17 protein-coding genes are annotated in these 22,768 nt (G+C 57.8%); 12 read left to right on the forward strand and 5 right to left on the reverse strand.

Annotation, left to right across the window (positions count from 1 at the left end; genetic code table 11):
• The first annotated feature begins 110 nt into the window (after window positions 1-110).
• A complete protein-coding gene (locus LAN61_04880; protein ID MBZ5539840.1) occupies window positions 111-1,070 on the forward strand; it encodes a hypothetical protein in 960 nt (319 codons plus the stop codon).
• Here LAN61_04880 and LAN61_04885 read toward each other — a convergent pair.
• Entirely contained in the window at window positions 985-2,022 is a 1,038-nt protein-coding gene (locus tag LAN61_04885; protein ID MBZ5539841.1) for a hypothetical protein, read from the reverse strand. The genes LAN61_04880 and LAN61_04885 overlap by 86 nt on opposite strands.
• The gene (locus tag LAN61_04890; GenBank protein MBZ5539842.1) at window positions 2,019-2,429 is read right to left on the reverse strand and encodes a helix-turn-helix transcriptional regulator; all 411 of its coding nucleotides are present in this window, start codon (window positions 2,427-2,429) and stop codon (window positions 2,019-2,021) included. Before LAN61_04890 ends, LAN61_04885 begins: the two co-directional genes overlap by 4 nt.
• A gap of 139 nt (window positions 2,430-2,568) precedes the next feature.
• On the opposite strand from LAN61_04890, the gene LAN61_04895 reads away from it, so the two are divergent.
• Window positions 2,569-3,720, forward strand: a complete 1,152-nt coding sequence (locus LAN61_04895; protein ID MBZ5539843.1) for a nucleotidyltransferase — start codon at window positions 2,569-2,571, stop codon at window positions 3,718-3,720.
• A 499-nt stretch (window positions 3,721-4,219) separates the two neighbouring features.
• Window positions 4,220-5,188, forward strand: a complete 969-nt coding sequence (locus LAN61_04900) for a patatin-like phospholipase family protein (GenBank protein ID MBZ5539844.1) — start codon at window positions 4,220-4,222, stop codon at window positions 5,186-5,188.
• A gap of 512 nt (window positions 5,189-5,700) precedes the next feature.
• On the opposite strand, the gene LAN61_04905 is transcribed toward LAN61_04900, so the two are convergent.
• Entirely contained in the window at window positions 5,701-6,702 is a 1,002-nt protein-coding gene (locus LAN61_04905; GenBank protein ID MBZ5539845.1) for a hypothetical protein, read from the reverse strand.
• 147 nt (window positions 6,703-6,849) lie between these two features.
• On the opposite strand from LAN61_04905, the gene LAN61_04910 reads away from it, so the two are divergent.
• From LAN61_04910 to LAN61_04945, 8 genes are all read left to right on the forward strand, one after another.
• Complete coding sequence (locus tag LAN61_04910) at window positions 6,850-9,711, forward strand: DEAD/DEAH box helicase family protein (GenBank protein ID MBZ5539846.1); 2,862 nt, start codon at window positions 6,850-6,852, stop codon at window positions 9,709-9,711.
• Window positions 9,708-11,264: a restriction endonuclease subunit S gene (locus LAN61_04915; protein ID MBZ5539847.1), complete on the forward strand. Its 1,557-nt coding sequence runs from the start codon at window positions 9,708-9,710 to the stop codon at window positions 11,262-11,264. The genes LAN61_04910 and LAN61_04915 overlap by 4 nt, the downstream gene beginning before the upstream one ends.
• A gap of 749 nt (window positions 11,265-12,013) precedes the next feature.
• Window positions 12,014-12,241: a hypothetical protein gene (locus LAN61_04920; GenBank protein MBZ5539848.1), complete on the forward strand. Its 228-nt coding sequence runs from the start codon at window positions 12,014-12,016 to the stop codon at window positions 12,239-12,241.
• A 23-nt stretch (window positions 12,242-12,264) separates the two neighbouring features.
• Window positions 12,265-13,734 carry a type I restriction-modification system subunit M gene (locus tag LAN61_04925; protein MBZ5539849.1) on the forward strand — a complete coding sequence of 490 codons (1,470 nt, stop codon included), beginning with the start codon at window positions 12,265-12,267 and terminating at the stop codon, window positions 13,732-13,734.
• A complete protein-coding gene (locus LAN61_04930) occupies window positions 13,735-13,926 on the forward strand; it encodes a hypothetical protein (GenBank protein ID MBZ5539850.1) in 192 nt (63 codons plus the stop codon).
• A gap of 739 nt (window positions 13,927-14,665) precedes the next feature.
• Window positions 14,666-15,232, forward strand: coding sequence for a YfiR family protein (locus tag LAN61_04935; protein MBZ5539851.1), 567 nt, complete (start codon window positions 14,666-14,668; stop codon window positions 15,230-15,232).
• On the forward strand, window positions 15,226-19,857 hold the full coding sequence (locus LAN61_04940) for a PAS domain S-box protein (GenBank protein MBZ5539852.1): 4,632 nt from the start codon (window positions 15,226-15,228) through the stop codon (window positions 19,855-19,857). Before LAN61_04935 ends, LAN61_04940 begins: the two co-directional genes overlap by 7 nt.
• Before the next feature lie 4 nt (window positions 19,858-19,861).
• Complete coding sequence (locus LAN61_04945; protein ID MBZ5539853.1) at window positions 19,862-20,800, forward strand: diguanylate cyclase; 939 nt, start codon at window positions 19,862-19,864, stop codon at window positions 20,798-20,800.
• Between the two features lie 39 nt (window positions 20,801-20,839).
• On the opposite strand, the gene LAN61_04950 is transcribed toward LAN61_04945, so the two are convergent.
• A complete protein-coding gene (locus LAN61_04950; GenBank protein ID MBZ5539854.1) occupies window positions 20,840-21,295 on the reverse strand; it encodes a hypothetical protein in 456 nt (151 codons plus the stop codon).
• 26 nt (window positions 21,296-21,321) lie between these two features.
• Entirely contained in the window at window positions 21,322-22,170 is an 849-nt protein-coding gene (locus LAN61_04955) for a mechanosensitive ion channel family protein (protein ID MBZ5539855.1), read from the reverse strand.
• Between the two features lie 123 nt (window positions 22,171-22,293).
• Here LAN61_04955 and LAN61_04960 point away from each other — a divergent pair, with 123 nt between their 5' ends.
• A complete protein-coding gene (locus LAN61_04960; protein MBZ5539856.1) occupies window positions 22,294-22,635 on the forward strand; it encodes a hypothetical protein in 342 nt (113 codons plus the stop codon).
• Window positions 22,636-22,768: the final 133 nt, after the last annotated feature.

Genomic DNA, 22,768 nt, shown 5'->3' on the forward strand with positions numbered 1-22,768 from the left:
CCCGGTAGCCTCAAGCCGGGGCGACTGATTTCGGCGCTTTCAACTCTTCCCAATCGTACCTGCCAACTGTCAGTGTCGGCGAAGATGCTGGCCGTACCAGGGGTACGAAAATGACAAACTTCGGTGAACTTCATACATGCGAGCAGATAGAGGCGATGACTGCGGTGGGGTCGGCGGTAAGCCCGCCGCAATACAGCAACAAATCAGACCCATTCAGTGTTAGTCGGGACGGCAATTTTATCGGCCAAGACGGCTTCATTGTTCCTAAGAACTTCGGCGAGTTTTACGCGAAGTATCCCAAGTACGTCCGCCGCTGGGCAATCAAGCGCCTCGGGCGGGTGGGGTATACCGATGCCATCCGGGACCTTGAACAGGATATGCTTGTTTTCCTGTTCTCCTTACCGAAGACATCCAAGTTTCGCGAACCGAGTGAACAGCATCCCCACGGCTGCACGGACGTAATCCAGTGTTTCAATCCCTGGCGTCAGTATGGCGCAAGCGAACGCCGCTGGCGCTGTTGGCTGAATCTGTGCCTCAGTAATCGCGCCTCTACGATCTATCAGCGCCAAAAGAAAGACGCGCTGAGCCGAAAGAACAACATGCCATTTGACGTTGATTCGGAAGGTGTGACCGTTGACGAGGAATATCTCCATAGTCATTCGGAAACTCTGCGGCGCAAGAGCGCAGAGCAATCTTCCGCCGTCGAGAAGCGTCTCTTGGCGAACCAATTCATAGATTTTGTGTTGGAAAAAGAGCCGCGTCTTTATGGCACCGTGCTCGCCATCTCGGAGACCCGAACACTCCGTGATGCCCAGGAGCTTTTGCGAGTGGACGAAACGGCACTCACCCGCGACCTAACACGAATCATTCAGTTGAAGGACGCTTTTATAGACGGTGGTCCGATTCCAAAGCAGCGCAAGCCTTACAGGAAACGCGGCAAAGTTCACGCATCCTCCACTCCTTCTACCATTCGCAGTACAACGATCACTGCGGGACGGAGATTGGTACGACCAAGGCGTGAACTGACTCGCCGAGGCGACGAGCGCGTACCAGGACGGGCAGATCGGTGAGTTGAGTTCCGTCGCTGGCCTTCCACCAGTTGAGATTTTCCTGTGCCTCGCCGCGCCGAGAGTCCGCCGAAAAGACTTTCGAGATGATCGATGCTTCTGGTACCCGGAAATTACGAAACATCTGCATTCCTTGAAGCCGAGCAGCTTCGTTGATTGTTACGTTGACGGCGCGCAGAGTTGGGGTCGGAGCTGTCGTAAATCCGAACGCTGTCTGCGCCGGGTTGCCATCTCCCTTCTTATATGCCAGCGCTGCCTCCATGAGGATGCATGGTCTGGGCCACGCCTTCGCAATTCCGATAATTGCCGAGGTCAGGCTACCGTCAGGACACAGTTCGTCTCGGATCGCTTCGATGACTTCGAAAGAAATCTCTCCAAGCGCAAACGGCTTGACCATTGGGGCGTAGTAGGCGAACTCGCCAGCTAAGACATCCACGAGTGACTCCTCGGGACTCTTGTATTCATGCAGCGTGTGTGTCCGCTTGAAGGCGAAACGACGTTGGTCCGTAAGAATCAACAGATGGCCCAGTTCGTGCCACTTTGTGAAATAAACTCTGGATGCTTTCGCGCCGCGACAATCTATGATTGAGACATACGGCAAATCAAACCGCCCCGGATTCACGAGCTTCAAGGTGATGCCGAAGACTTCGTCTGTTAGCTCCTGAGGGAGTGTGGCAAAGGCTAATTCCCCCTTATCAGCGTATTCCCTCACGACTTGCTCCAAATCAGCATCCGATCGAATTTCGACAAATATCGTGCCGAGCTTATTCGCGACCAGCGAAAGCAGGTCGGAAGGCCTTGAACAATTTTCTAGGTCAGTGAGAAATCGTTTCACCTTGCGGTGACAAAGAGCAACAATGTCCCCGACGGGATTTGTGGTCAGATGAAGACCCAAATCCGAAGCGAGCACATGAATCGAAGTGCTGTCGTTTAGTTTTATTCCTGACCGTGTCATCCGAACACTTTCTTTATTGCCCTGTAGAGTTCAATCCAATCCTTGACCTCGAAAGGTTTAATCGTTTTGTTACTGCGACGTGCAATCACTGAGCGATGCGCTTCTAACAATTCCACGGTATCAGAGTATGAAAGACTCAATTGTTCCGCAGCGGACGCGAGCGCTTGCGGGATCACGGTCGGTTCCCTCTGTGAGGCGGGAAGTGGCTCGTCCCCTCGCAACAAATAATCAATCGAAGCTCCGAGCGCGTTCGCGATCTTCAGAACATATTCCGAACTCGGATTTCGCTTGTTATTCTCTATATCGCTGAGGAAGCCCTTACTGACGCCACTCTTGGTCGCCAGTTGATCCTGGGTCCACTTCTTCGCCTCCCTTATCTCCTTAACGCGGTCTCCAACAGTCGGCATTCTGCTTCCCCCCAGATTGTTGGATTTTAGCGAGCTGGCGTGACCTTGTAAAGGCGATTCCGCCTCTTCTTGACATGGGGTTCGATGTTCGCTATACTGTATGTGAATTACACTATCGGCGATGTTGCGGAGGGCCGGAATGGCGACAGCGAAACTGGGAATTTGGGATAGCAGGTTTGGGCAAATGAACGATTTGCTGCGGAGCATCTGCGAGGAACTCCAAGTCAGCCCAACGGCATACGACCAAGCCGTGAACCGATACACCGCCGTCTGCAACTGGTTAGAAGCCGACGGGAGCGCTGTAGCTGTTTTCAACCCGACGATCTATCCGCAAGGGTCAATGAAAATTGGGACGACAGTGAAGCCATTCGGTCGGGACGAGTATGACTTAGATCTCGTCTGCGAGTTCCGAATCTCGGTGGATAAACTTCAGTCACCGCTCCAACTCCTGAAGCTCCTTGAGGCGCGGATGCGCGAGCACGAACTCTATCGCTCCATCCTGGAAATGAAAAACCGCTGTGTACGGCTGAATTACGCTAACGAGTTCCATCTGGACATCCTTCCCGCCTGCCCCGACCTCAGCGTCGGTGGTACCTGTCTCTTCGTTCCTGACCGGAAATCGCAGACTTGGAAGCCTTCGAATCCCAAAGGTTACGCCGATTGGTTCGAATCGCGCTGTGAGTTGGCGCTGAAGATGCTGATTGAAAGCCGGAGATTGATGACAAAAGCTGAACCAATTCCCCCGCAAGAAGCAACGGAAGAGAAGGCAATCCTCAAGAGAGTGGTCCAGTTATTGAAGCGGTGGCGCGATGTCCGCTACCAGCGGGAACCAAAACTCGCCCCGATTTCGATGGTGCTCACGACTATGGCTGCCCAAGCATACGGAGGAGAGCGCACAGTTACAGAGGCGATGACTTCGGTGCTGAACAGTTTCGTCACCCAAATCGCCTCAACCAATTCCCGCGTGTATGTCCTAAATCCCGCCAACCGCAAGGAGGACCTTAGTGAGCGTTGGGGCGATGCAGCCCAATACCGTGTATTCGTTGATGGGATTCGAGAATTCCACGAGCAATGGGACCGTGTGTTGGCAACCAGTGGGATACACAACGTTTCCGAACAACTCGAAGGGTTTTTTGGGGAACCTGTGAAGGCCGCAATCAAAAAGCAAGCCCGGACTTTGCAGGACTTGCGCGAGAAATCGTCCTTGAGGGTAGCGCAGGCCGGATTGTTAAGCTCAGCCCCTGCGATTGGAGTTCCTGTGAGGTCAAACACATTTCATGGCAAATGGTAAAAGTAGTCTCCGTCAACGCGCACCCAGTTTCGATCAGCAAATCTACAGAATGGGTGTGTTGTGGCCGAAGTTTGTTTTGGACAAGACAAGGAGACAGGTCGAAGCAGTCTGGAAAGGATTTCTGCAACCCTCGCCCCTGAGCGAGAATTATTTGATCACCCTTCGCTTCCGCCCTGGTCGGAATCCAGAAACACGCGTGTTATCACCAGAACTGAAAATTCGAGACAGATTCCGCGATCTACCCCATATCAACCCAGACGGCAGCCTATGCCTTCACGTGATGGGAGATTGGCAGCCCTGGATGTACGTCGCAGATTTCATCCCTCCATGGGTCAGTACGTGGCTCTACTTCTATGAAGTCTGGTACGCCACAGGTAACTGGCATGGGGGCGGGACCCATCCGGACAAACCGGAGCATCGGAGTGAGTGATGCCAAGCATGGAGAGGGGCGAACCGTACGTGGGACATCACTCGTCAGGAAGGAGAAGGTGACACAGACATGACAAGGCGAGTGCTCTGTATTGATGGCGGTGGTATCAAGGGGGTATTCCCCGCATCCTTCCTCTCCACGATTGAGGAATCAGTGGGAAAGCCAGTAGCAGATTACTTTGACCTGATTGTGGGAACGTCAACGGGCGGAATAATTGCCCTGGGTCTCGGACTTGGATTGAGTGCGAATGATCTGCTGCGCTTTTATCAAGAACGCGGCCCCGCAATCTTCAATGGAAACGGGGAAGTTCGGTGGCTTCGTCAGTGGTTCCGAGCAAAATACAATCCCGAACCATTGAGACAATCTTTGTCTGAGGCGTTCGGCTCCCGGCGATTGGGGGATAGTCGTAAGCGTCTTGTCATCCCCTCATTTAACGTTGAGACTGGCGAAGTTCATGTTTGGAAAACAGCCCATCACCCCCGTTTGGAACGAGATTACCTTCACTCCGCCGTTGAGGTTGCCCTTTCAACGGGTGCTGCCCCTACCTACTTTCCAACGTACAAAGCTCTATCTGGCACACCGTTGATTGATGGTGGGGTGTGGGCGAACAACCCGGTTGCGATTGCGGCGGTTGAGGCCATCGGGGTACTCGGCTGGCAAGCGTTTGAACTGCGGATTCTTAGCCTTGGTTGTACAACCACCCCTTTCAGCATTGACTGGGGGCGTAGGCACTCTCTCGGTGTGTTCGGCTGGGCGACAAAAGTCACGGACCTCTTCATGACGGCGCAATCCGTTTCGGCAACCGGGATGACGCAACATCTACTTCCCGACCCCAACAATCTTGTGAGAATTAGTCCCATGGTCGGCAAGAACCGCTTTGAGCTTGATCGTGTTCGGGAGATTCCTTCGCTCAAAGGCTTGGGCGATTTTGAGGCCCGCAAAGCTCTTCCTCAACTTCGCCCTATGTTTTTCACTGCCCCCGTGGGGGAAGATTTCGTTCCATACCACGTGGTAAGTGAACAAAAGGAGGCAAGATGAATGTAATCTGTCCGCAATGTGGTGTTATAGAGCGAACGGTTGCTCAGCAAATCGGAGGAAAGATCACTTTCGGTTTGGCCGCTGCTGCGCTGGGTACACGGGCTGTTAAGAATCCTCTGGTCACAGCTATTTGCGTAGTGGCTGGGTTGATGGTTGGGCACTACATAGACCAGGAACTCAGCAAGCGTTGTCCTCAGTGCGGTGCGATTCTTCGTGTCACAGGTCTCTTGCCATGAAAAATAAAAAGCGATTCAAAGTCGGAGCCAAGGTCCGAATCCTGATACCTGGTATCAATGGTGTTGTTAAACAAACTTCGGATGAGATGGGACCGCTCGGGGAGTATTGGCCCGCGATTGAAACAAAGTCCGGCGAAAGAAAGGAACCCGGCTCAAACCTCGAGCTAACTCCTATCGAGCAAGGATAGGTCACGTGTTAGGCATTGGCTTCCACTATTCGTCACCTCTTACAAAGTTGACCTCATTCACGTAGCTCTATAAGTCCACTTCATGCTCTCACGCAAGCAATTCCCCTAAATTCAGAAATCGCAGCCGACCGCCATCCCATTTGTAAGAGAGTATTTCGATTCCCAGTTTCTTCAACGCGAACTTGGTTTTGGGCGTCGGCGTGCCAGGGGCAACAAACACTCGCCTCGGTTCCTTTGGCTCAGCCGCAGCATGAAACATCAGTTGTCCGATTGCGCAGTAAACGCTTGCCGTAGATAGATCTGTCTTTGCCTCGAAGAGCATCTGGATATGACCTGTGGATGAAAAGGTATAGAGGTCGCGAGGAATGTCATTCGCACAGCGGAGTCCACGCTTTTGCAGCGCGTCGGCCAAAGCAGAGATTACCGGACCGTGGTCGCACTCGCCCTCGATTTCATTGTGAATTGCGTAAGCCTTTCGGCGGCCCATAAATTCCAGGCTGAATGTGGACTTTTGCTTTTGGGATTTGGTTGGACTCTTCCTTCCCATCGCACTTTTCTTGAATCGGTCGATTTCGCTAACAAAGTGGGCGATCTGTCCTTGAAGATGAGCGCCATCAACCCGCCCGATTACAATCATCTCCGTCTCTTTCTTGTCCGGCCAGATCACCGTGTTCCAGTTCTTCCCGCGATATGCGGCCACAAAGGCCGATTTCCCAATACCGGAACGCCCTCCTCCTATCTTGCCGCTGTGCGCGACATAGACTTGGCCTTGGCTGTCGCAAACGAAGGCTCCGCCCGTCCTCCGATTAAAGCCCTTCACGGTCGGATTGACCTGACCTGTGATCGAGAACGCCCGATGCTTAGTTGCATCTTTTAACCCGAAGCAGCACCAATATCGCGCATCCTTTGCGCGTACGCGCAGGAGCGTCCAGAACCTCAGGCGAGGATTCCAGTAGACTGGATACTTTCCCCTCCCACCTTGCCAGCCAACGAATCGGGTTAATTTCAAACATCCCTGAGTAAGATTCTGGGAGAGCAGCTTAAACGCTTTCCTAGTTTCTTTTTTATCCGTCAGCGGTCTGAGATTCATATGCGAATCGCCTTTACATCTTCTGTCCGACCCCGTAAATTATCGCAAGTGTATCTTATCCGCAGGAGTTAATCATCAGAGTTAAATCGTCCATTATTGCCGTAGGGCCTCTCGCGTTGTTCCGGCTATAATCGGCGTGTCCAAGCCATGCCAGATACCCCTGAAGCCCGAGCACGGCAGAATATCGACCAGCTTCTTACCGACGCTGGTTGGGTCGTGCAATCTCGTGATGAGGCAAACGTAGCTGCTGGGCGCGGCGTCGCCATCCGCGAGTTTCCCATGAAGCCCGGATTCGGCGAGGCTGACTACCTTCTCTACGTGGACAGCCAGGCGGTTGGCGTCGTGGAAGCCAAGAAAGAGGGCAGCACTCTGACCGGGTTCGAAGGGCAAACGGCAAAATACAGCGAGGGGCTTCCTGACTCGCTGCCTGCTCCCCGGCGTCCGCTGCCGTTCTGTTATCAGAGCACCGGGATCGAAACCCGCTTCACAAATCTTCTGGAACCTGACGCCGCCAGCCGAAATGTCTTCTCCTTCCATCGGCCAGAGACACTGGCGGAGTGGCTGGGCGATGAACTCAGCCAGCCCGGCTCAACCGTCAAGGCCCGCATCCGGCAGGTGCCCCCTTTGGCGGAACAGGGTCTACGCCCAGCCCAAATTCGGGCGATCAAGAATCTGGAGTTATCCCTCGGGCAAGGAAAGCCCCGCGCCTTGATTCAAATGGCCTCAGGCGGCGGCAAGACCTTCACGGCCTGTAACTTCATCTACAGGCTCATCAAGTACGGCGGTGCCCGCCGCGTGCTCTTCCTGGTAGATCGCAGCAACCTGGGCCGTCAAACGCTCAAAGAGTTTCAGAACTTCCGCACTCCAGAGGAGCAGCGCCTCTTCACCGAGCTTTACAACGTCCAGCATCTTCAATCCAACAAGCTGGACAAGGTCAGCAAGGTCTGCATCTCCACCATTCAGCGCCTCTACTCGATGCTGCAAGGCCAGGAGGAGCTAGACCCAGCGCTGGAAGAACAAGCCGGATTCACACTGGAAGCTCTTCAACGCGAGCCAGCGCCCGTCGCCTACAACCCAACCATCCCCATCGAGACCTTCGATGTCATCGTCACCGACGAGTGCCATCGCTCCATCTACAATCTCTGGCGGCAGGTGTTGGACTATTTTGACGCCTCCATCATCGGCCTTACGGCCACGCCCTCGAAGCAGACCCTCGGCTTTTTCAACCAAAATCTGGTCATGGAATACAATTTCGAGCAGGCCGTCGCCGACGGCGTGAACGTGGATTTCGACCTCTACACCATCCGCACGCTGATCAGCGAGCACGGCTCCACCATCAATGCCGGGTATTACGTGGACTTCCGCGACCGCGAGACCCGCCGCGTCCGCTTCGCCAAGGCCGATCAGGACATCCAGTACAATGCCGACGAACTGGATCGTCGGGTCGTCGCCAGGGATCAAATCCGCACGATCATTCGCACGTTCAAGGACCGCCTGTTCACGGAGATTTTTCCTGGCCGCACCGACGTTCCGAAGACGCTGATCTTCGCCAAAGATGACTCGCACGCCGAGGACATTGTCCAGATCGTCCGCGAGGAGTTTGGCAAGGGGAATGACTTCGCTCAGAAGATCACCTACCGAACGGGCGCTGCCCGTGTAGCGACGAAGAAGCAGCGACAAGACGGAACGGAATACGAAGAGGTCGCCTGGGTAAACACCGGAATCAAGGCCGAGGATTTGCTCTCCGCGTTCCGCAATAGTTATTTCCCGCGCATCGCCGTCACCGTGGACATGATTGCCACCGGGACCGACGTTCGCCCCCTTGAAATCGTCTTCTTTATGCGGGCAGTGAAGAGCCGCTCCCTGTTCGAGCAAATGAAGGGGCGTGGCGCTCGCGTCGTCACGGAGACGGAGTTAAAGCAGGTCACACCGGACGCTCCGGCCAAAGACCGCTTTGTCATCGTGGATGCCATCGGGATTGACCCCAACGAAATGAACGAGACAAAACCGTTGGAGCGAAAGCGGAATGTCTCCCTCGAAAAGCTCCTGGAGCTTGTCGCTTTCGGGAACCGTGAACCCGACGTCCTGAGTTCGATTGCCTCGCGGCTGGCCCGGCTTGATCGGCAAATGAGCCAGGAAGACAGAGACGAAATTAAGAAAATAACTGGCGATCAATCCATCGCCAACATAGCGAACGGTCTCGTTCGGGCATTGGACCCCGACGAGCAATTCAAGGCCACTCAGAAGGCAAGCGGGAAAGAAGAACCCACGCCGGAAGAGATTGCCAAAGTTTCGCAGGGTCTCTTGACCCAGGCAGCCCAGCCAATCGTTACGAATCCTAAGCTCCGCCAACGGCTAGTTGACCTCAAGAAATCCTTTGAACAGGTTATTGATACCGTCAGCAAGGACCAGCTTCTTTCGGCGCGGGTTTCCAAGGATGGCCGGGACCGCGCTGCCAATCTGGTAAAATCCTTCGAGCAATTCATCGAAGAGAACAAGGATGAGATCACCGCGTTGCAGATTCTCTATAGCCGCCCTTACAAGCAGCGTCTGACCCACGAGCAGCTGAGGGAATTGGCCCGAGCGGTTCAGCGGCCCAAGCAGCCCGGCATTGCTCCGATTGCACCGGAAAGAGTCTGGCAAGCCTACGAGGTCTTGGACAAATCCAAGGTCCGGGGCAGCGCAACGAAATTGATGACCGATTTGGTCTCGCTCGTCCGGTACGCGGTGCACCAGGAAAATGAGCTTCGACCGTTTAAGGACGTTGTTTTCACTCGCTTCGAAAAATGGCTCTCGGACCAAGAAACGCAGGGCCGAAAGTTCACGGAGGAGCAGCGGCAGTGGCTCACCGCAATACGGGACCACATTGCTGCCAGCGTCTCGATAGAGCCGGATGATTTCGAACTGTCGCCATTTTCCCAGTGGGGCGGACTCGGCAAAGCGTACAAAGTTTTCGGTGATGATTTGCAGCCCATCTTAGATCAACTCAATGAGGCACTTGCAGCGTGACGGAACCTACGCAGAAGAACACGCCTCCTGGTTGGATAATGGCGACACTGGGTATCCTTTGTGAAAAACCACAGTATGGATGGACGACGAGCGCAACCGTTGAGGGCACTGGGGCCAAGCTTCTTCGCTCTACTGACATTTCCCGAGGGACAGTCGATTGGGACACAGTGCCCTTCTGTGAGTCGCTCCCCCCTGTAATCGAAAAATATCAGTTGCACAGCGGTGACATTGTTATTACTCGGACCGGAGCCGGGGTAGGAAATAGCCTCCTACTGGAGGACTGTCCGCTCGCGGTCTTCGCATCCTACCTGATAAGATTCAGGCCTCACGCCGCTGTGAGCGCCAAGTACGTTGCATGTTTTTTGAAAAGCCCCTCATATAAGAGCCTCGTCTCCTTGAAATCAGCAGGCATTGCTCAGCCCAATGTGAACGCCAACAAGCTAGCGTTACTTGAGATACCTGTAGCTCCTCGCAAGACGCAAGATGCAATAGTCGCTGAGATTGAGAGGCAATTCACGCGGCTGGATGCGGCGGTCGCTGCGCTTAAGCGCGTCCAAGCCAACCTGAAGCGATACCGCGCCGCCGTCCTCAAAGCAGCCTGCGAAGGACGCCTCGTCCCGACCGAAGCTGAACTCGCCCGCCGCGAAGGCCGCTCCTACGAACCCGCCTCCGTCCTCCTCGAACGCATCCTGGCCGAACGCCGCTCCCGCTGGGAAGCAAACGAGCTTTCCAAACTGAAATCTTCCGGAAAAGCCCCAAAGGATTTTCGTTGGAAAGAGAAATACAAGGTTCCCGGTTCTCCCGCTAGTGGAAATGCGCCAGCGGTACCGGAAGGTTGGGCCGTCGGAAGCCTGGAGCAGCTAACGAGCGCGGTCCGAGTCATTTGCTATGGAATCCTGATGCCCAAGGAAGACATGCCTGACGGTGTCCCATACGTTCGAGTTCTCGATCTGAGGGGCGACAGGATAGACATGGAGAGTTTGAAGAGGACATCGCCAGCCATAGCTCAAGTCTATGCGAGGGCTTCACTCAAGGGGGGAGATGTACTACTCGCGATACGCGGAAGTTATGGTCGTGTTGCCGAAGTACCATTCGCATTGGAGGGCGGGAACATTACTCAGGATACTGCTCGCCTGGAAGTCTCAGAATTGGTTGATCATCGATACATTGCGACTTGCCTCAGAAGTCCCATCGCACAGAGCTATTTCGAGAGAGTGGCACGGGGAGTAGCCGTGAAGGGCGTTAACATCGCAGATGTTAGGTTGTGCCCAATCCCAATCCCTTCATATCCAGAACAGGGGAGAATCGTAGTTGAAGTAGAGAGACGTCTCTCTATCATTGACGAACTCGTGACGCAAATAGATGCTGACTTAAAACGGGCCGCGCGGCTCCGGCAATCGATCCTTAAGAACGCATTTGGCGGGCGTCTCGTGCCTCAAGACCCAAAGGACGAGCCTGCAAGCATGCTGCTCGAACGCATCCGCGCTGAGCGCGACGCAAACTCTCGCAGCGTGAGGTCGAAGAAACAAGCGGGAGAGGTGGTCGTACTGTGAAACCTGCGACGGATTCTAATTTGAATCGCGCCATCACCGATAGTGATGTGGCTGCCATACGCAGCGTGATCGAACGAGCTAAGGATACCGAGTTTTTCCGGGACCGATGGGCACGCAATGTGGCTCCGCCGCCTCCCGAATTTTCCTGCGAACGATTCTGGCATGTCCTCGTGGGCTGCCTTCTTACGACACAGCAGCGTTCCACGAAGGGAAGTCCCGTGGATCGTTTCCTTGATCTAAAAACCTTTCCCTTGGCGTTCGACGCCTGCATGAGCGAAGAATCGGTTCGGCAATTCGTGTCGGATGCCATAACAAATTTCGGAGGTATAAGGAGAGGCGTCACCATCTCTAGCCAGGCAGCCGAGAATTGGAAACGCTTGGACGGAGGGTTTTGGAAGAAAGCTGAGGAATCGTTTAATCTTCTAAAGGCGCAGCGATCACGAGCACCACAGCAAGAGGATCGAATCTTGGAGCGCAAGACAGCCCATTGGGCGGACGCCAGTTTTGCGGGCCTTGGGCCAAAGCAGAGCCGCAATCTTTGGCAATGGCTGGGTCTGACCCGTTATGAAATTCCCCTCGACAGCCGCGTGACGGATTGGGTGAATGGCAATCTTACGAACAAGATCGATCCAAAGCGCCTCAACAATCTCAAGTACTACGAATCGGTTTTGGATTACGTTCAAGCGATTTGTGAGAAAGCCGGAGTATTACCCTGCGAACTGGATGCGGCGGCCTTTGACTATGAGGATCTGGGGCTAGGGAATGGGAAATTCCGAGCGACCACGGAACCTGGCTTTGCCAACCCACATGGGCAAATCACCATTCGCAAAACGGGAACGCCGGGCACGGACCACAATCAATACGTGTACCAGCTTGCCTGTTCGCACTGCGGCCACGTCTACGGTGCGAACGGCAGCGACATCTTCGAACGTAAGTGCCCCAATTGTCAGGGCGGTCGCACAGGCCTTGTGCTGTGAACCACGGAAGATAGGAAAAACGTATGCCAAACGGATCATCTGCCATTGTTCAAAAGCTCTGGAACTATTGCAACATCCTCAGGGATGACGGCCTGTCCTACGGGGATTACGTCGAGCAGTTGACGTTTCTCCTGTTCTTGAAGATGGCCGACGAGCAGATGAAACCGCCATACAGTCGCCCGCGCCTCATCCCAAGCAGCCTGGATTGGTCCAGCTTGGAGCGGCTTGACGGAGACGACCTGGAAACCCATTACCGTCATATCCTCACCGAGCTTGGCAAGAAGGAGGGGATGCTGGGCGTGATCTTCCGGAAGGCCCAAAACAAGATTCAGGACCCCGCCAAGCTGAAACGCCTTATCACCGATCTGATTGGCAAAGAGCAGTGGATGACTCTGGAAGTGGACGTGAAGGGCGATGCCTACGAAGGTTTGCTGGAGAAGAACGCGGCGGACGTAAAGGGCGGGGCGGGACAGTATTTCACCCCTCGTGCGCTCATCAGGGCCGTTGTGGACGTGGTGCGCCCCGCTCCCGGTGAGACGGTGAACGATCCTGCCTGTGGAACGGGTGGATTCCTCCTGGCCGCTTATGACTACGTGAGCCAAAGCTACGAACTGGACAAGACCCAGAAACGGGCGCTTCGCCACAAGGCCCTATCCGGCACCGAGTTGGTCGCTTCGGTCGCTCGCCTGTGCGTAATGAACCTCTTCCTCCACGGCATCGGCGGCGAAGAGTCCCCAATTCGAGATGGCGTTGATGCTCTTGCGCAGACTCCCTCTGTTTTTTACGACGTCGTTCTGACCAATCCGCCCTTCGGTAAAAAGTCCAGCATTACCGTGATCAGCGAAGAGGGGGAAGAGACAAAGGAAGCTCTTACCTACTACCGAGACGATTTCTGGGCCACGACCAGCAACAAGCAGCTCAATTTCCTACAGCACGTGAAGTCCCTGGTAAAGATTCATGGCCGTGTGGCGATTGTGGTGCCGGACAACGTCCTTTTCGAGGGCGGCGCGGGCGAAACGGTGCGGCGTAAGCTCCTCCACGAATGCGATGTGCACACTCTGCTTCGCCTGCCGACCGGGATTTTCTACGCGCAAGGAGTGAAAGCAAACGTCCTCTTTTTCGACCGCAAACCCGCCAGCGAGAAGCCCTGGACCAAGAAGCTCTGGATCTACGACTTTCGCACCAATGAGCATTTCACCCTGAAAACGAATTCGCTCAAGCGCGAAGATCTGGACGATTTCGTCGCCCGCTACCACCCGGAGAACCGCCACACACGCAAGGAAACCGAACGCTTCAAGTCCTTCTCTTACGAAGACCTGCTCAAGCGCGATAAGGTCAACCTGGACATCTTCTGGCTGAAAGACGACAGCCTAGAGGACTCTGCCAACCTGCCTGATCCTGACGTGATCGCCACCGAAATCGCCGAAGATTTGCAAGCGGCCCTTGATCAATTCTGCCTCATCGCCGCCGATTTGAAGCCAAGGTCTTCATAGATGCGCTCGGCAGACGAACTCTTTGCGGCCATTGAACGCCACGACATCATCGGTCCGCCGGGCCTTATTAAGCTCGCCAGCTTGCCTGCCAAAGCCCTGGATAGGCTTTACGATGAGACATTCCACGCCATCTACGATGCTCAGCTGGAAAGGGTAGGGGCGGTGGGGATTGAAACCAACTCCCACGAATAGTACCCTGGGCGGTTTGCCAGCAGGTCCGACGCGGGCGCGTGGATTGAAACTCTTCGATCTCTATGCCGACAGCGCGACGACCCAATCCGAGGGTGAACCTTGGCTGGACGATTGAAATTCCGACCTGTACGCATCTAGCTATTTAATCCGGACGGGGCGAATTCTCTCAGGTGTTCCGTGTACCCGCCGTGTACCTCACTTGGGCGAATTCGCTGTATTTGCCGCTTTTCGCGTCTAATGAAATCAATAACTTACGTGTTCTCAATCCACCTTAGGAGTTCGAATCCCACCCGCGCCTCCACTCTCACCCAGAATGCCTTTCCAGCCGTATTTTTGCGCCAAGGCCCCGCTTCTCTAGAGCAAGCTTGCCCGGTCAGGGCGATGAAGTGCGTGAAATGAGGTCGCAAAGCTCATATCAAAAGGCAACGCGGATCGTTCCAGTCTGGAACAGCGGATGAGCTTTGGGGCATTCTCCGGAAGACGGTTCGCATCCCCGCCCCTTCATCATGGCCTAAGTAATTGATTTTGTGAGCGTTCTGCGCGGCCTCGCGGTCCCGATTGGCTCCTGAGTTGCCCCTTATCTCTAGGGGGTAATGTTTTGCGCTTAGGAGAGAGGTACGCGCCTGCGGCACCTGGGACAAGGGATGCGGCGGGGGTATGCCTGGCGAAGCGGGGTTCCAACGCGTTCGCCAGAAGCCGGCGCAGAGGAGTGGCTTCGTGGAAGCTGAGGCTGCGCGGTTTGGCGATTCTTTTTACGCTGGTCTGTGCGATGGCCTCCTCGCTGGGAGCCGTGACGCTGAATTCCGAGGAGGACGAATACCGCGCCAAGGCCAACTACCTGGCCCAGTTTCCCTACTTTGTCGAATGGCCCGCCAACGCCAGCGATACGACCGACAGCTCATTTCGTTTCTGCGTATACGGGGATTTTCGCTTCGGCACTTCGCTGGCGGAAGCGCTGCGGAGCACCACGGTGCATGGCCGGCGGATGGAACTCCAGTGGGTGCGCAAGGTGAAGGAGCTGCGCGGCTGCCAGCTTCTATTCGTAAGCCGCTCGGAAGAAAAACATTATGTGCAAATCCTGGATGGATTGCGCGGCGCAAGCATCTTCACCATCGGAGAGACGCCCGCGTTTCTGGAGGCGGGAGGAGACGTCTATATCTATCCGGAAAACGATGCGCTGCGGTTTGAAGTGAATCTGTCCGCGGTACAGCGGGGCCGCCTCAAGCTCAGCGCGCGGCTGCTCGTTCTCGCGCGCCGCGTCCTTTCGGACAACGGGGAACTGAAGAGAACCTGCCAGACATGTTGAACCTGCGCAAACTTTCGCTTCGCCGCAGCCTCCTGCTGCACTCGCTGTTCACGGGGGGCCTCGGTGTCGTATTGGTGTGCGCCGGGTTCCTGGTCTATGACCTCCAACAATATCGTGTGAAGAAAGTAAGCGGCCTGCGGTCCACGGCCGATATGGTACGGGCCAATTCCGATGCCGCGCTTCTGTTCGACGACCCGGATGCGGGAGCCGAATTGCTGAGTGCGCTGCGCACGCAGCCGGAAATCCGGGCCGCGGCCCTGTACCATTCCGACGGCCAACTGCTGGCCTCCTATCTCCGCAAAGATCTGACGGGAAAACGGACACTGCCGATGCAGCCGGCGGAGGGCGTCGAGTGGGGCCGTGACTCCGTCATGATCTGGCAGACTGTGTATGTCGAAGCAAAGCCCGTCGGCACGCTGTACCTAGAAGCGGACAATTCCGATCTGCGCGAGGCCGTGGTCCTTTACATCTGGACAGCGGGAGTGATGGGCCTGATCTGTCTGCTGATCGTTTATCCGCTGTCGGCGCGGCTTTCGCGGAAGATCTCGAGGCCGATCTACGACCTGGCGTGGATCGCGCGGCTCGTCGCTTCTGGCAAGAACTATTCACTGCGTTCACCGGATTTGGGGGGTGAAGAGCTCGGGCAGCTCGGCGCGGATTTCAATTACATGCTGGAGGAGATGGAACGGCGCGACGCGGCGCTCCGCGAAATCCGGGACTCGCTGGAAGTCCGCGTGGCGGAGCGCACGGCGGCGCTGCGGGAAGCGGAAGAGAAATACCGCGGCATTTTTGAAGATGCGATCGTGGGCATCTTTCAAACCACGCCGGATGGAAGATACCTCAGTGCGAATTCCGCGCTGGCGCGACTGTACGGCTTTGATTCGCCGCAGGATCTGATGGCCACCCGCATGGACATCGGTGGCCAGGGGTACGTCGATCCGCGGCGGCGCGAAGAGTTCAAGCAGTTGATGGAAGTGCAGAGGATTGTGGAGGGTTTTGAATACGAGGTGATTCGCAAGGACGGCAGCAGGATCTGGTTTTCCGAGAATGCGCGCGCCGTCTGCGATGCCGGCGGTGCCTTGGCCTACTACGTGGGAACCGTCGAGGACATCACCGCCCGCAGGCGAGCGGAGGAGGATTTGCGGGAGCGAACGACCTTCCTGAATACGCTGATTACGGAGAATCCCATCGGCATCGTGGTCGCGAATGCGCAGGGTGCCATTGAGATGGCCAATCCGGCTTTCCGGAAGCTCTTCGGCTACGAAAACGAAGAGCTGAGCGGGAGGTTGCTGGACGCCCTGGTGGCGCCGGGAGAACTGCGGAAAGAGGCGGATGAAATTACAGGCACCGTTCTGACGGGAAAACCATTCCACTCCACAATACAGCGCCGGAGAAAGGATGGGCAGCTGGTGGACGTGGAGGCCTACGGGGTGCCGCTGGTTGTGAACGGAGTCAGCCGTGGGCAGTTCGGGATGTACAAGGACATCCGGCAGCAAGTGGCCGCAGAAAAGGCGCTGCGGCAGAGCGAAGAGCTTTTCCGGACACTCAGTGCTGCGGCGCCGGTGGGCATTATCCGGATGGACGCAAAGGGGCATTTGCTCTACGCAAATGACCGAATCGTCGAGATGGTGGGGCGCCCGCGCGAAGAAGGCCTAGGTTCCGGGTGGCTCGAATCCGTGCATCCGGAGGATCGCGAGAGGGTCGCGAACATCTGGCCAAGAGTTGCCGAATCGCGCGGAATCCTGCAAGACACTTCCCGGTATGTGAACAGCAGAGGCGAAATTGGCTGGGTGGATGCCTACCTGAAGGCCTTGTTTGCCGAGGACGGCGCTCTCGAGGGCTTCATTGTAATGCTTCAGGAAGTGACGGAGCGCCGCCAGGCGGAGGAACAGCTGCGGGAACGCACCGCCTACCTGGACACTTTGATCACGTCGAATCCCCTGGCGATCGTCGTCACGGACGCACGCGGGGAAATCGAGATGAGTAACGCCGCCTTCCACAAACTTTTCGGTTACGAGAAGGACGAAGTGCAGGGGAAATCCCTGGACGATCTGGTGGCGCCGGGAATCTTGCGGGAGAAGGCCGGGCAGCTCACCGGTGCGGTGCTTGCGGGGCAAACGGTGCACGCCAGACTGCCGCGGCGGAGAAAAGACGGGCAGCTCGTCGACGTAGAAGCGTACGGCGTTCCGCTCGTTTTGGACGGAGAAATGCACGGGCAGTTCTCCATCTATAAGGATATTACGCAGCAGGCGGCCGCGGAAAAGGCGCTGCGGCAGAGCGAAGAGCTTTTCCGGACGCTCAGTGCCGCGGCGCCGGTAGGCATTTTTCGCACCGATGAGGACGGCCATTGCATTTACCTCAATGAGCGGCTGCGCGAGATGATGGGCCTGAGCCTGGAAGAGGCTCTGGGGCACGGCTGGGAGAAGTCGATTCATCTCGAGGACCGCGAGCGGATCGCCCGCCGCGTCAGCGGTACCCCGGGACAAGACACGGTTGCGCTGGAGGCGCACCGCTACCGCACGCCCGACGGAAGAGAAGGCTGGGCAGAAGGCTACATGAAGGCGCTTTTCGCGGAAGACGGCTTGAGCAGCGGATATGTGGGGATCGTGCAGGATGTTACCGAGCGGCGCCAAGCCGAGAAAGAACTGCGCGAAGCGAAGGAGGCGGCGGAGGCGGCGAACCGCGCCAAGAGCGATTTTCTCGCGCACATGAGTCACGAGATTCGCACGCCGATGAACGGCATCCTGGGGATGACGGAGCTCGCGCTGGAGACGGATCTTTCCAGCGAACAGCACGATTACCTGAGCATGGTGAAGTCTTCCGCGGACGCACTCCTGAATATCATCAACGACATTCTGGATTTTTCGAAGATCGAGGCCGGCAAGATCGAACTCGAGCACATCCCTTTCTCGCTGCACGAGTGCATCGAGGACGCCCTCCAGCCGCTGAGCATCCGCGCCCAGGAAAAGGGACTGGACCTCGGCTGGGAAGTGGGGGCGGAAATCCCCGACGAGATGGTCGGGGATCCGACGCGCTTGCGCCAGGTGCTCTTGAACCTGGCGGGAAACGGGGTGAAATTTACGAAGCGCGGAGAAGTGAGCATTCAGGCGCAACTGGTTGTAAACGATCCGAATGGCCTGGCCGTGAAGTTCACGGTAGCGGATACCGGCGTGGGCATCCTGCCCGAAAAGCAGAGAAAAGTATTCGAAGCGTTTGCGCAGGCCGATATGTCCACCACCCGGGAGTATGGCGGGACGGGGCTGGGGCTGTCGATTTCCACGCGGTTGGTCCATCTGATGGGGGGCAAGATTGAGGTCGAGAGCGAGCCGGGGAAGGGGAGCCGGTTTTTCTTTACCGCGCATTTCGGGAAAACATGCAACCGGGCGCGGACGGGGTCCTGCACTCCGGATGAGGCCATCCTCCCCGGAAAACGAGTTCTTGCCGCGGACGATTCCGCGGTCAACCGGAGGCTGCTGGAGCAATTGTTCAAGCGCTGGAAGATGGATGCGCGTCTCGCGGAGAGCGGCAGGGAGGCACTCGAACTCTTCCGCCAGGCGGAAGAAGAGGGTGCGCCCTTCGACGTCTGCGTGCTGGATTTTCACATGCCGGGAATGGACGGGCTCCAACTGGCCGCACGCATTCGGGAAATCGCCCGGAACAAACCACCCGTCTTGCTCATGTTGGCGTCATCGGACCTTTCCGGCGTGCGGCGCGAATGTGAGCAAGCCGGAATCCAGTACACGATGTGCAAGCCGATTCGCATGTGCGTACTGTGCACGGCATTGAATGACGCGCTCCGGCCGCGTTTGCCGGAGCAACGTTTGCCAACGGGGAAGAGCCATGTCGCCGCCGGCAGCGGTCTGCGAATCCTTCTGGTCGAAGACAATCCTGTGAATCAGAAGCTTGCTGTGCGCATCCTGGAGAAATCCGGACATCGCGTCGCGGTGGCGAATAACGGCCGCGAGGCCGTGGCGCGAACTGCGGCAGAGGAGTTCGATCTGGTGCTGATGGACATGCAAATGCCCGTCATGGGCGGCTTGGAAGCCACCCAGCGCATCCGCGAGCGGGAACAACGCAGCGGCTTGCATGTGCCGATCGTGGCCATGACCGCGCATGTCCTGAAGAAAGACAAAGAGCGGTGCCGGGAGGCAGGAATGGACGGATACACTTCGAAACCCATCCGGCCGATGGATATGGAGGCCGAAATGAGGCGCGTACTCGAGGCGGTCGACCCGCGCGCACCCGGGACGGGGCATCCAGGCGACTCCGTCAATGCGGGAGATCTGCTCGACCGTGTGGATGGCGACCGCGCCCTGGTCGCAGATCTGTTGGGGATGTTCCGCCAGGACTATCCGAAGCATCTGCAGGCGCTGCGCGATGCGCAGGCGCGGGGCGCCGCGGAGGAGATCGAGAGCGGCGGGCACGCGCTGAAGGGCATGCTGGCGAATCTGGCCGCACAGAAGGCCTGCAAGCTTGCTGCGGAGCTTGAAGAGATGGGGAAGCGCCGGGAGACCAGCGGGGCCGCGGCGGCCCTTGCCGCACTGGAGCAGGAACTGCGGCGGGTGGAGACGGCGCTGGAGTTCTTGGCGCAGGGGGTGCAGGTTGAAAATTCTCGTAGCCGATGACGACATGATCTCCCGCCGGATGATGGAGTCCGCGCTGGGCGCGGAGGGGTATGAAGTGGTGACCGTTGTGGACGGCGAAGGCGCGGCAGCCCTGCTGTGCGCCGAGGGCGGACCGCGGCTGGCGCTGCTGGACTGGATGATGCCCGGGAAGGACGGGCCGAGCGTCTGCCACGAAGTGCGCCGCACGCGCGAACAGCCCTACGTCTATATGGTGCTGCTGACCACGCGCGACGCCAAGGCCGACATCATCGCTGGTCTGGAGGCCGGCGCGGACGACTACCTGACCAAGCCGGTCTATCCCGCGGAGCTGCGCGCGCGGCTGCGCTGCGGAAGACGCATCCTGCAGCTGGAAGACAGGCTCATCGAAGCTCGCGAGGAGATGCGCCACAAGGCTACGCACGACGCGCTCACTTCGCTCTTGAACCGCGGCTTCATCCTGGAGCTGCTGCAGCGGGAGCTGGAACGCTCTCTCCGCGTTCCCACGAGCATCGCCCTGCTGCTCGGCGATCTGGATCACTTCAAGAAGATCAACGATGAGCACGGGCATGCCGTGGGCGACGAAGTGCTGCGGGAGACGGCGCGCCGTATGGCCAGCGTGGTGCGCCCCTACGATGCCGTAGGGCGCTACGGCGGCGAGGAGTTCCTGCTGGTGCTGATGGGATGCGACGCGGAGCAGGGCAAGAAGCGCGCGGAGCACATCCGCGCGGTCATCGCCGGCCAGCCGGTGGCCACCGAACGGGGCCCCGTCCCGGTGACCATGAGCATCGGCATCGTGGCCAGCTGCGATTGGGAGCACGCCGATGCGGAGCGCCTGCTGCAGGAAGTGGACAAGGCGCTGTACCAGGCCAAGGCCGCGGGCCGCAATACCGTCGTCCTCGTCCGGCCCGACAGGCTGCCCATCCCCGCCAAGCACCCCGCCGGCTCCGCGCTCTTGCGGCGCTGAGCGACAGGAGCCGGATTGCCGCCGCAGCGGCGAGAAGGCTCAGGCGCTCTTCGGTTTCTGGCGCATCTGTTCTATCATCTGGCGTATTGCGGCGCTTGAGCCGGGCGCCTTTTTCTCGCGCCAGGCTTCCAGGCGCTTGCAGGCCTCTTCCAGGTTGGCGAAGACCGTGGGATTCTTGAAGGCCGCCCGCCAGGGGGGCACGATGTTGCGGATGCGGTCCCACACCACCCAAATCTCCCCGTTGCTTTCGAAAAAGAGGTCGTCATTGATCAGCCCGCGGTTGACGATGCTGGCCACCATGTCCCAGTAGCTGATGACCATGCGCACGTAGGCGTTCTCCGCGCTGCCCTGCGGATATTTCTGCATCATCTCTTCTGCCGAGGCGGGATGGAAATGTTCGAGGAACCAGGTGCGCGCTTCGCGCAACTTGGCCTCGCGCCGCAGATCGTACAGCCGCAGCATCAGGTTCACTTCATCGTAGGTGACGGTTGCCATAGGCATCCTCCGGGTCGCGATGGGGATCAATTCAGCGTGGAACCGGGCGGCGCAGCGCCCTCGGGCTGGGTGCTCGCGGGCGTGCTCCACTCCACGCGCTGCACGTCGGCCAGGGGTATCGCCTGCCGCTGAAATTCGAGCTGGATCCTGCGGCGCAGTTCGCAGGCCACTTCGTCCTGCCGGGTAGGCGCGGTGCGCACCTGCAGGCGCACGGTGCAGCCTTTGCGGTCGAAGGACTGCACGCCGAGAACGCGCGGCCCGTCCACCAGCACCGGAGCCCACGCGGCATCGCCGCGCAGCGCAGCGGCGGCGCTTTCGAAAGCCGCCAGAACTTCTTCCTGCGGGTATTGCGCGGAGAGCGTCACGTCCACGAAAGCCTGCGACCAGTCGCGGCTCAGGTTGCTGACCATGCGGATCTCGCCGTTGGCGATGGTCACCAGGCCGCCGGCCGGATCGCGCACCACGGTGCGCCGCAGCGTGAGGTATTCCACGCGCCCGACTGTGGTGCCGAACTGGATAGTGTCCCCGACCACGTACTGGTCTTCGAGAACGATGTAGAAGCCGCTGATAAGGTCGCGCACCACGTTTTGCGCGCCGAAGCCCAGCGCCAGGCTGGCCAGGCCGGCCAGTGCCGCCACCGGTGTGACGTTGATGCCGAACTCCGGCAGCGCCGTCAGGAGGGCGATGCCCCAAACGGCCTTGCTGCCCGCGCTGTAGAGCACAGTGGCCAGGGTGCGCGTCTGTTGCTCGCGGATCTGCGCTACGCGCGTCGGCGCCACGGCGGGCTTGATGAGCAGATTGGTCATCACGCGCAGCAGGCGGTTGAGGATCAAAGCGAAGAGGAAGATGCCCGCGAGGTGCAGGGCATTTGCCACGGTGAATTCCAGCCAATGGATATGGGAACTGGACATCATGGTTACAAGGAGGGAAAGTATAGCATTGGAATGAGCCGGGCGGGCGCGCGGAACGCGCCACGCCCCGGCCCGGAGGAGGTACGCATGACGGATTCCCGGCGGCGTTTCGTTTTGGCCCTGGCTGGACTTGCGGGTTCGGCGCTGGCCGGTCCGCGCCTGCTGCGGGCGCAGAATCCGGGCCTGGATCCGAGGGAGCAGGAAGAAGAGCCTCCGGCCATTTCCCCGCGCAAAGCCGCCAAAGCGGCGCTTAAAGAGGAGCAGAAGGAGATTAAGAAAAAAGTAACGCGTCTTTACGAGCTTGCCGCGGAGCTCAAGGCCGAGGTGGAGAAAACCGATTCCACAGCGGTGCTCTCCCTGAGCCTGCTGAAAAAAACCGAAGAGATCGAGAAGCTGGCCCGGCAGATCCGCAGCCACGCCAAGGGCTGAGTCCGTGTGGCGGTTGGCGTGAAGCTGCAGCCAGAGGCGGGCGCCTCGCGCTCCGGGCACGGTCCCTGCGCACGCTCTGGCGCGCCGCTTTCGATCAGGTTACAATGAATAAGTGCGGTGCCATTCGCCGCGC

This window comes from Terriglobia bacterium (assembly GCA_020072785.1).
Lineage (GTDB): Bacteria > Acidobacteriota > Terriglobia > Acidiferrales > UBA7541 > Acidiferrum.

Coding starts and splice junctions, on each gene's coding strand:
- LAN61_04880 (MBZ5539840.1), top strand. CDS start 111: ATGACAAACTTCGGTGAACTTCATACATGCGAGCAGATAGAGGCGATG.
- LAN61_04885 (MBZ5539841.1), bottom strand. CDS start 2,022: ATGACACGGTCAGGAATAAAACTAAACGACAGCACTTCGATTCATGTG.
- LAN61_04890 (MBZ5539842.1), bottom strand. CDS start 2,429: ATGCCGACTGTTGGAGACCGCGTTAAGGAGATAAGGGAGGCGAAGAAG.
- LAN61_04895 (MBZ5539843.1), top strand. CDS start 2,569: ATGGCGACAGCGAAACTGGGAATTTGGGATAGCAGGTTTGGGCAAATG.
- LAN61_04900 (MBZ5539844.1), top strand. CDS start 4,220: ATGACAAGGCGAGTGCTCTGTATTGATGGCGGTGGTATCAAGGGGGTA.
- LAN61_04905 (MBZ5539845.1), bottom strand. CDS start 6,702: ATGAATCTCAGACCGCTGACGGATAAAAAAGAAACTAGGAAAGCGTTT.
- LAN61_04910 (MBZ5539846.1), top strand. CDS start 6,850: ATGCCAGATACCCCTGAAGCCCGAGCACGGCAGAATATCGACCAGCTT.
- LAN61_04925 (MBZ5539849.1), top strand. CDS start 12,265: ATGCCAAACGGATCATCTGCCATTGTTCAAAAGCTCTGGAACTATTGC.
- LAN61_04930 (MBZ5539850.1), top strand. CDS start 13,735: ATGCGCTCGGCAGACGAACTCTTTGCGGCCATTGAACGCCACGACATC.
- LAN61_04940 (MBZ5539852.1), top strand. CDS start 15,226: ATGTTGAACCTGCGCAAACTTTCGCTTCGCCGCAGCCTCCTGCTGCAC.
- LAN61_04945 (MBZ5539853.1), top strand. CDS start 19,862: ATGATCTCCCGCCGGATGATGGAGTCCGCGCTGGGCGCGGAGGGGTAT.
- LAN61_04950 (MBZ5539854.1), bottom strand. CDS start 21,295: ATGGCAACCGTCACCTACGATGAAGTGAACCTGATGCTGCGGCTGTAC.
- LAN61_04960 (MBZ5539856.1), top strand. CDS start 22,294: ATGACGGATTCCCGGCGGCGTTTCGTTTTGGCCCTGGCTGGACTTGCG.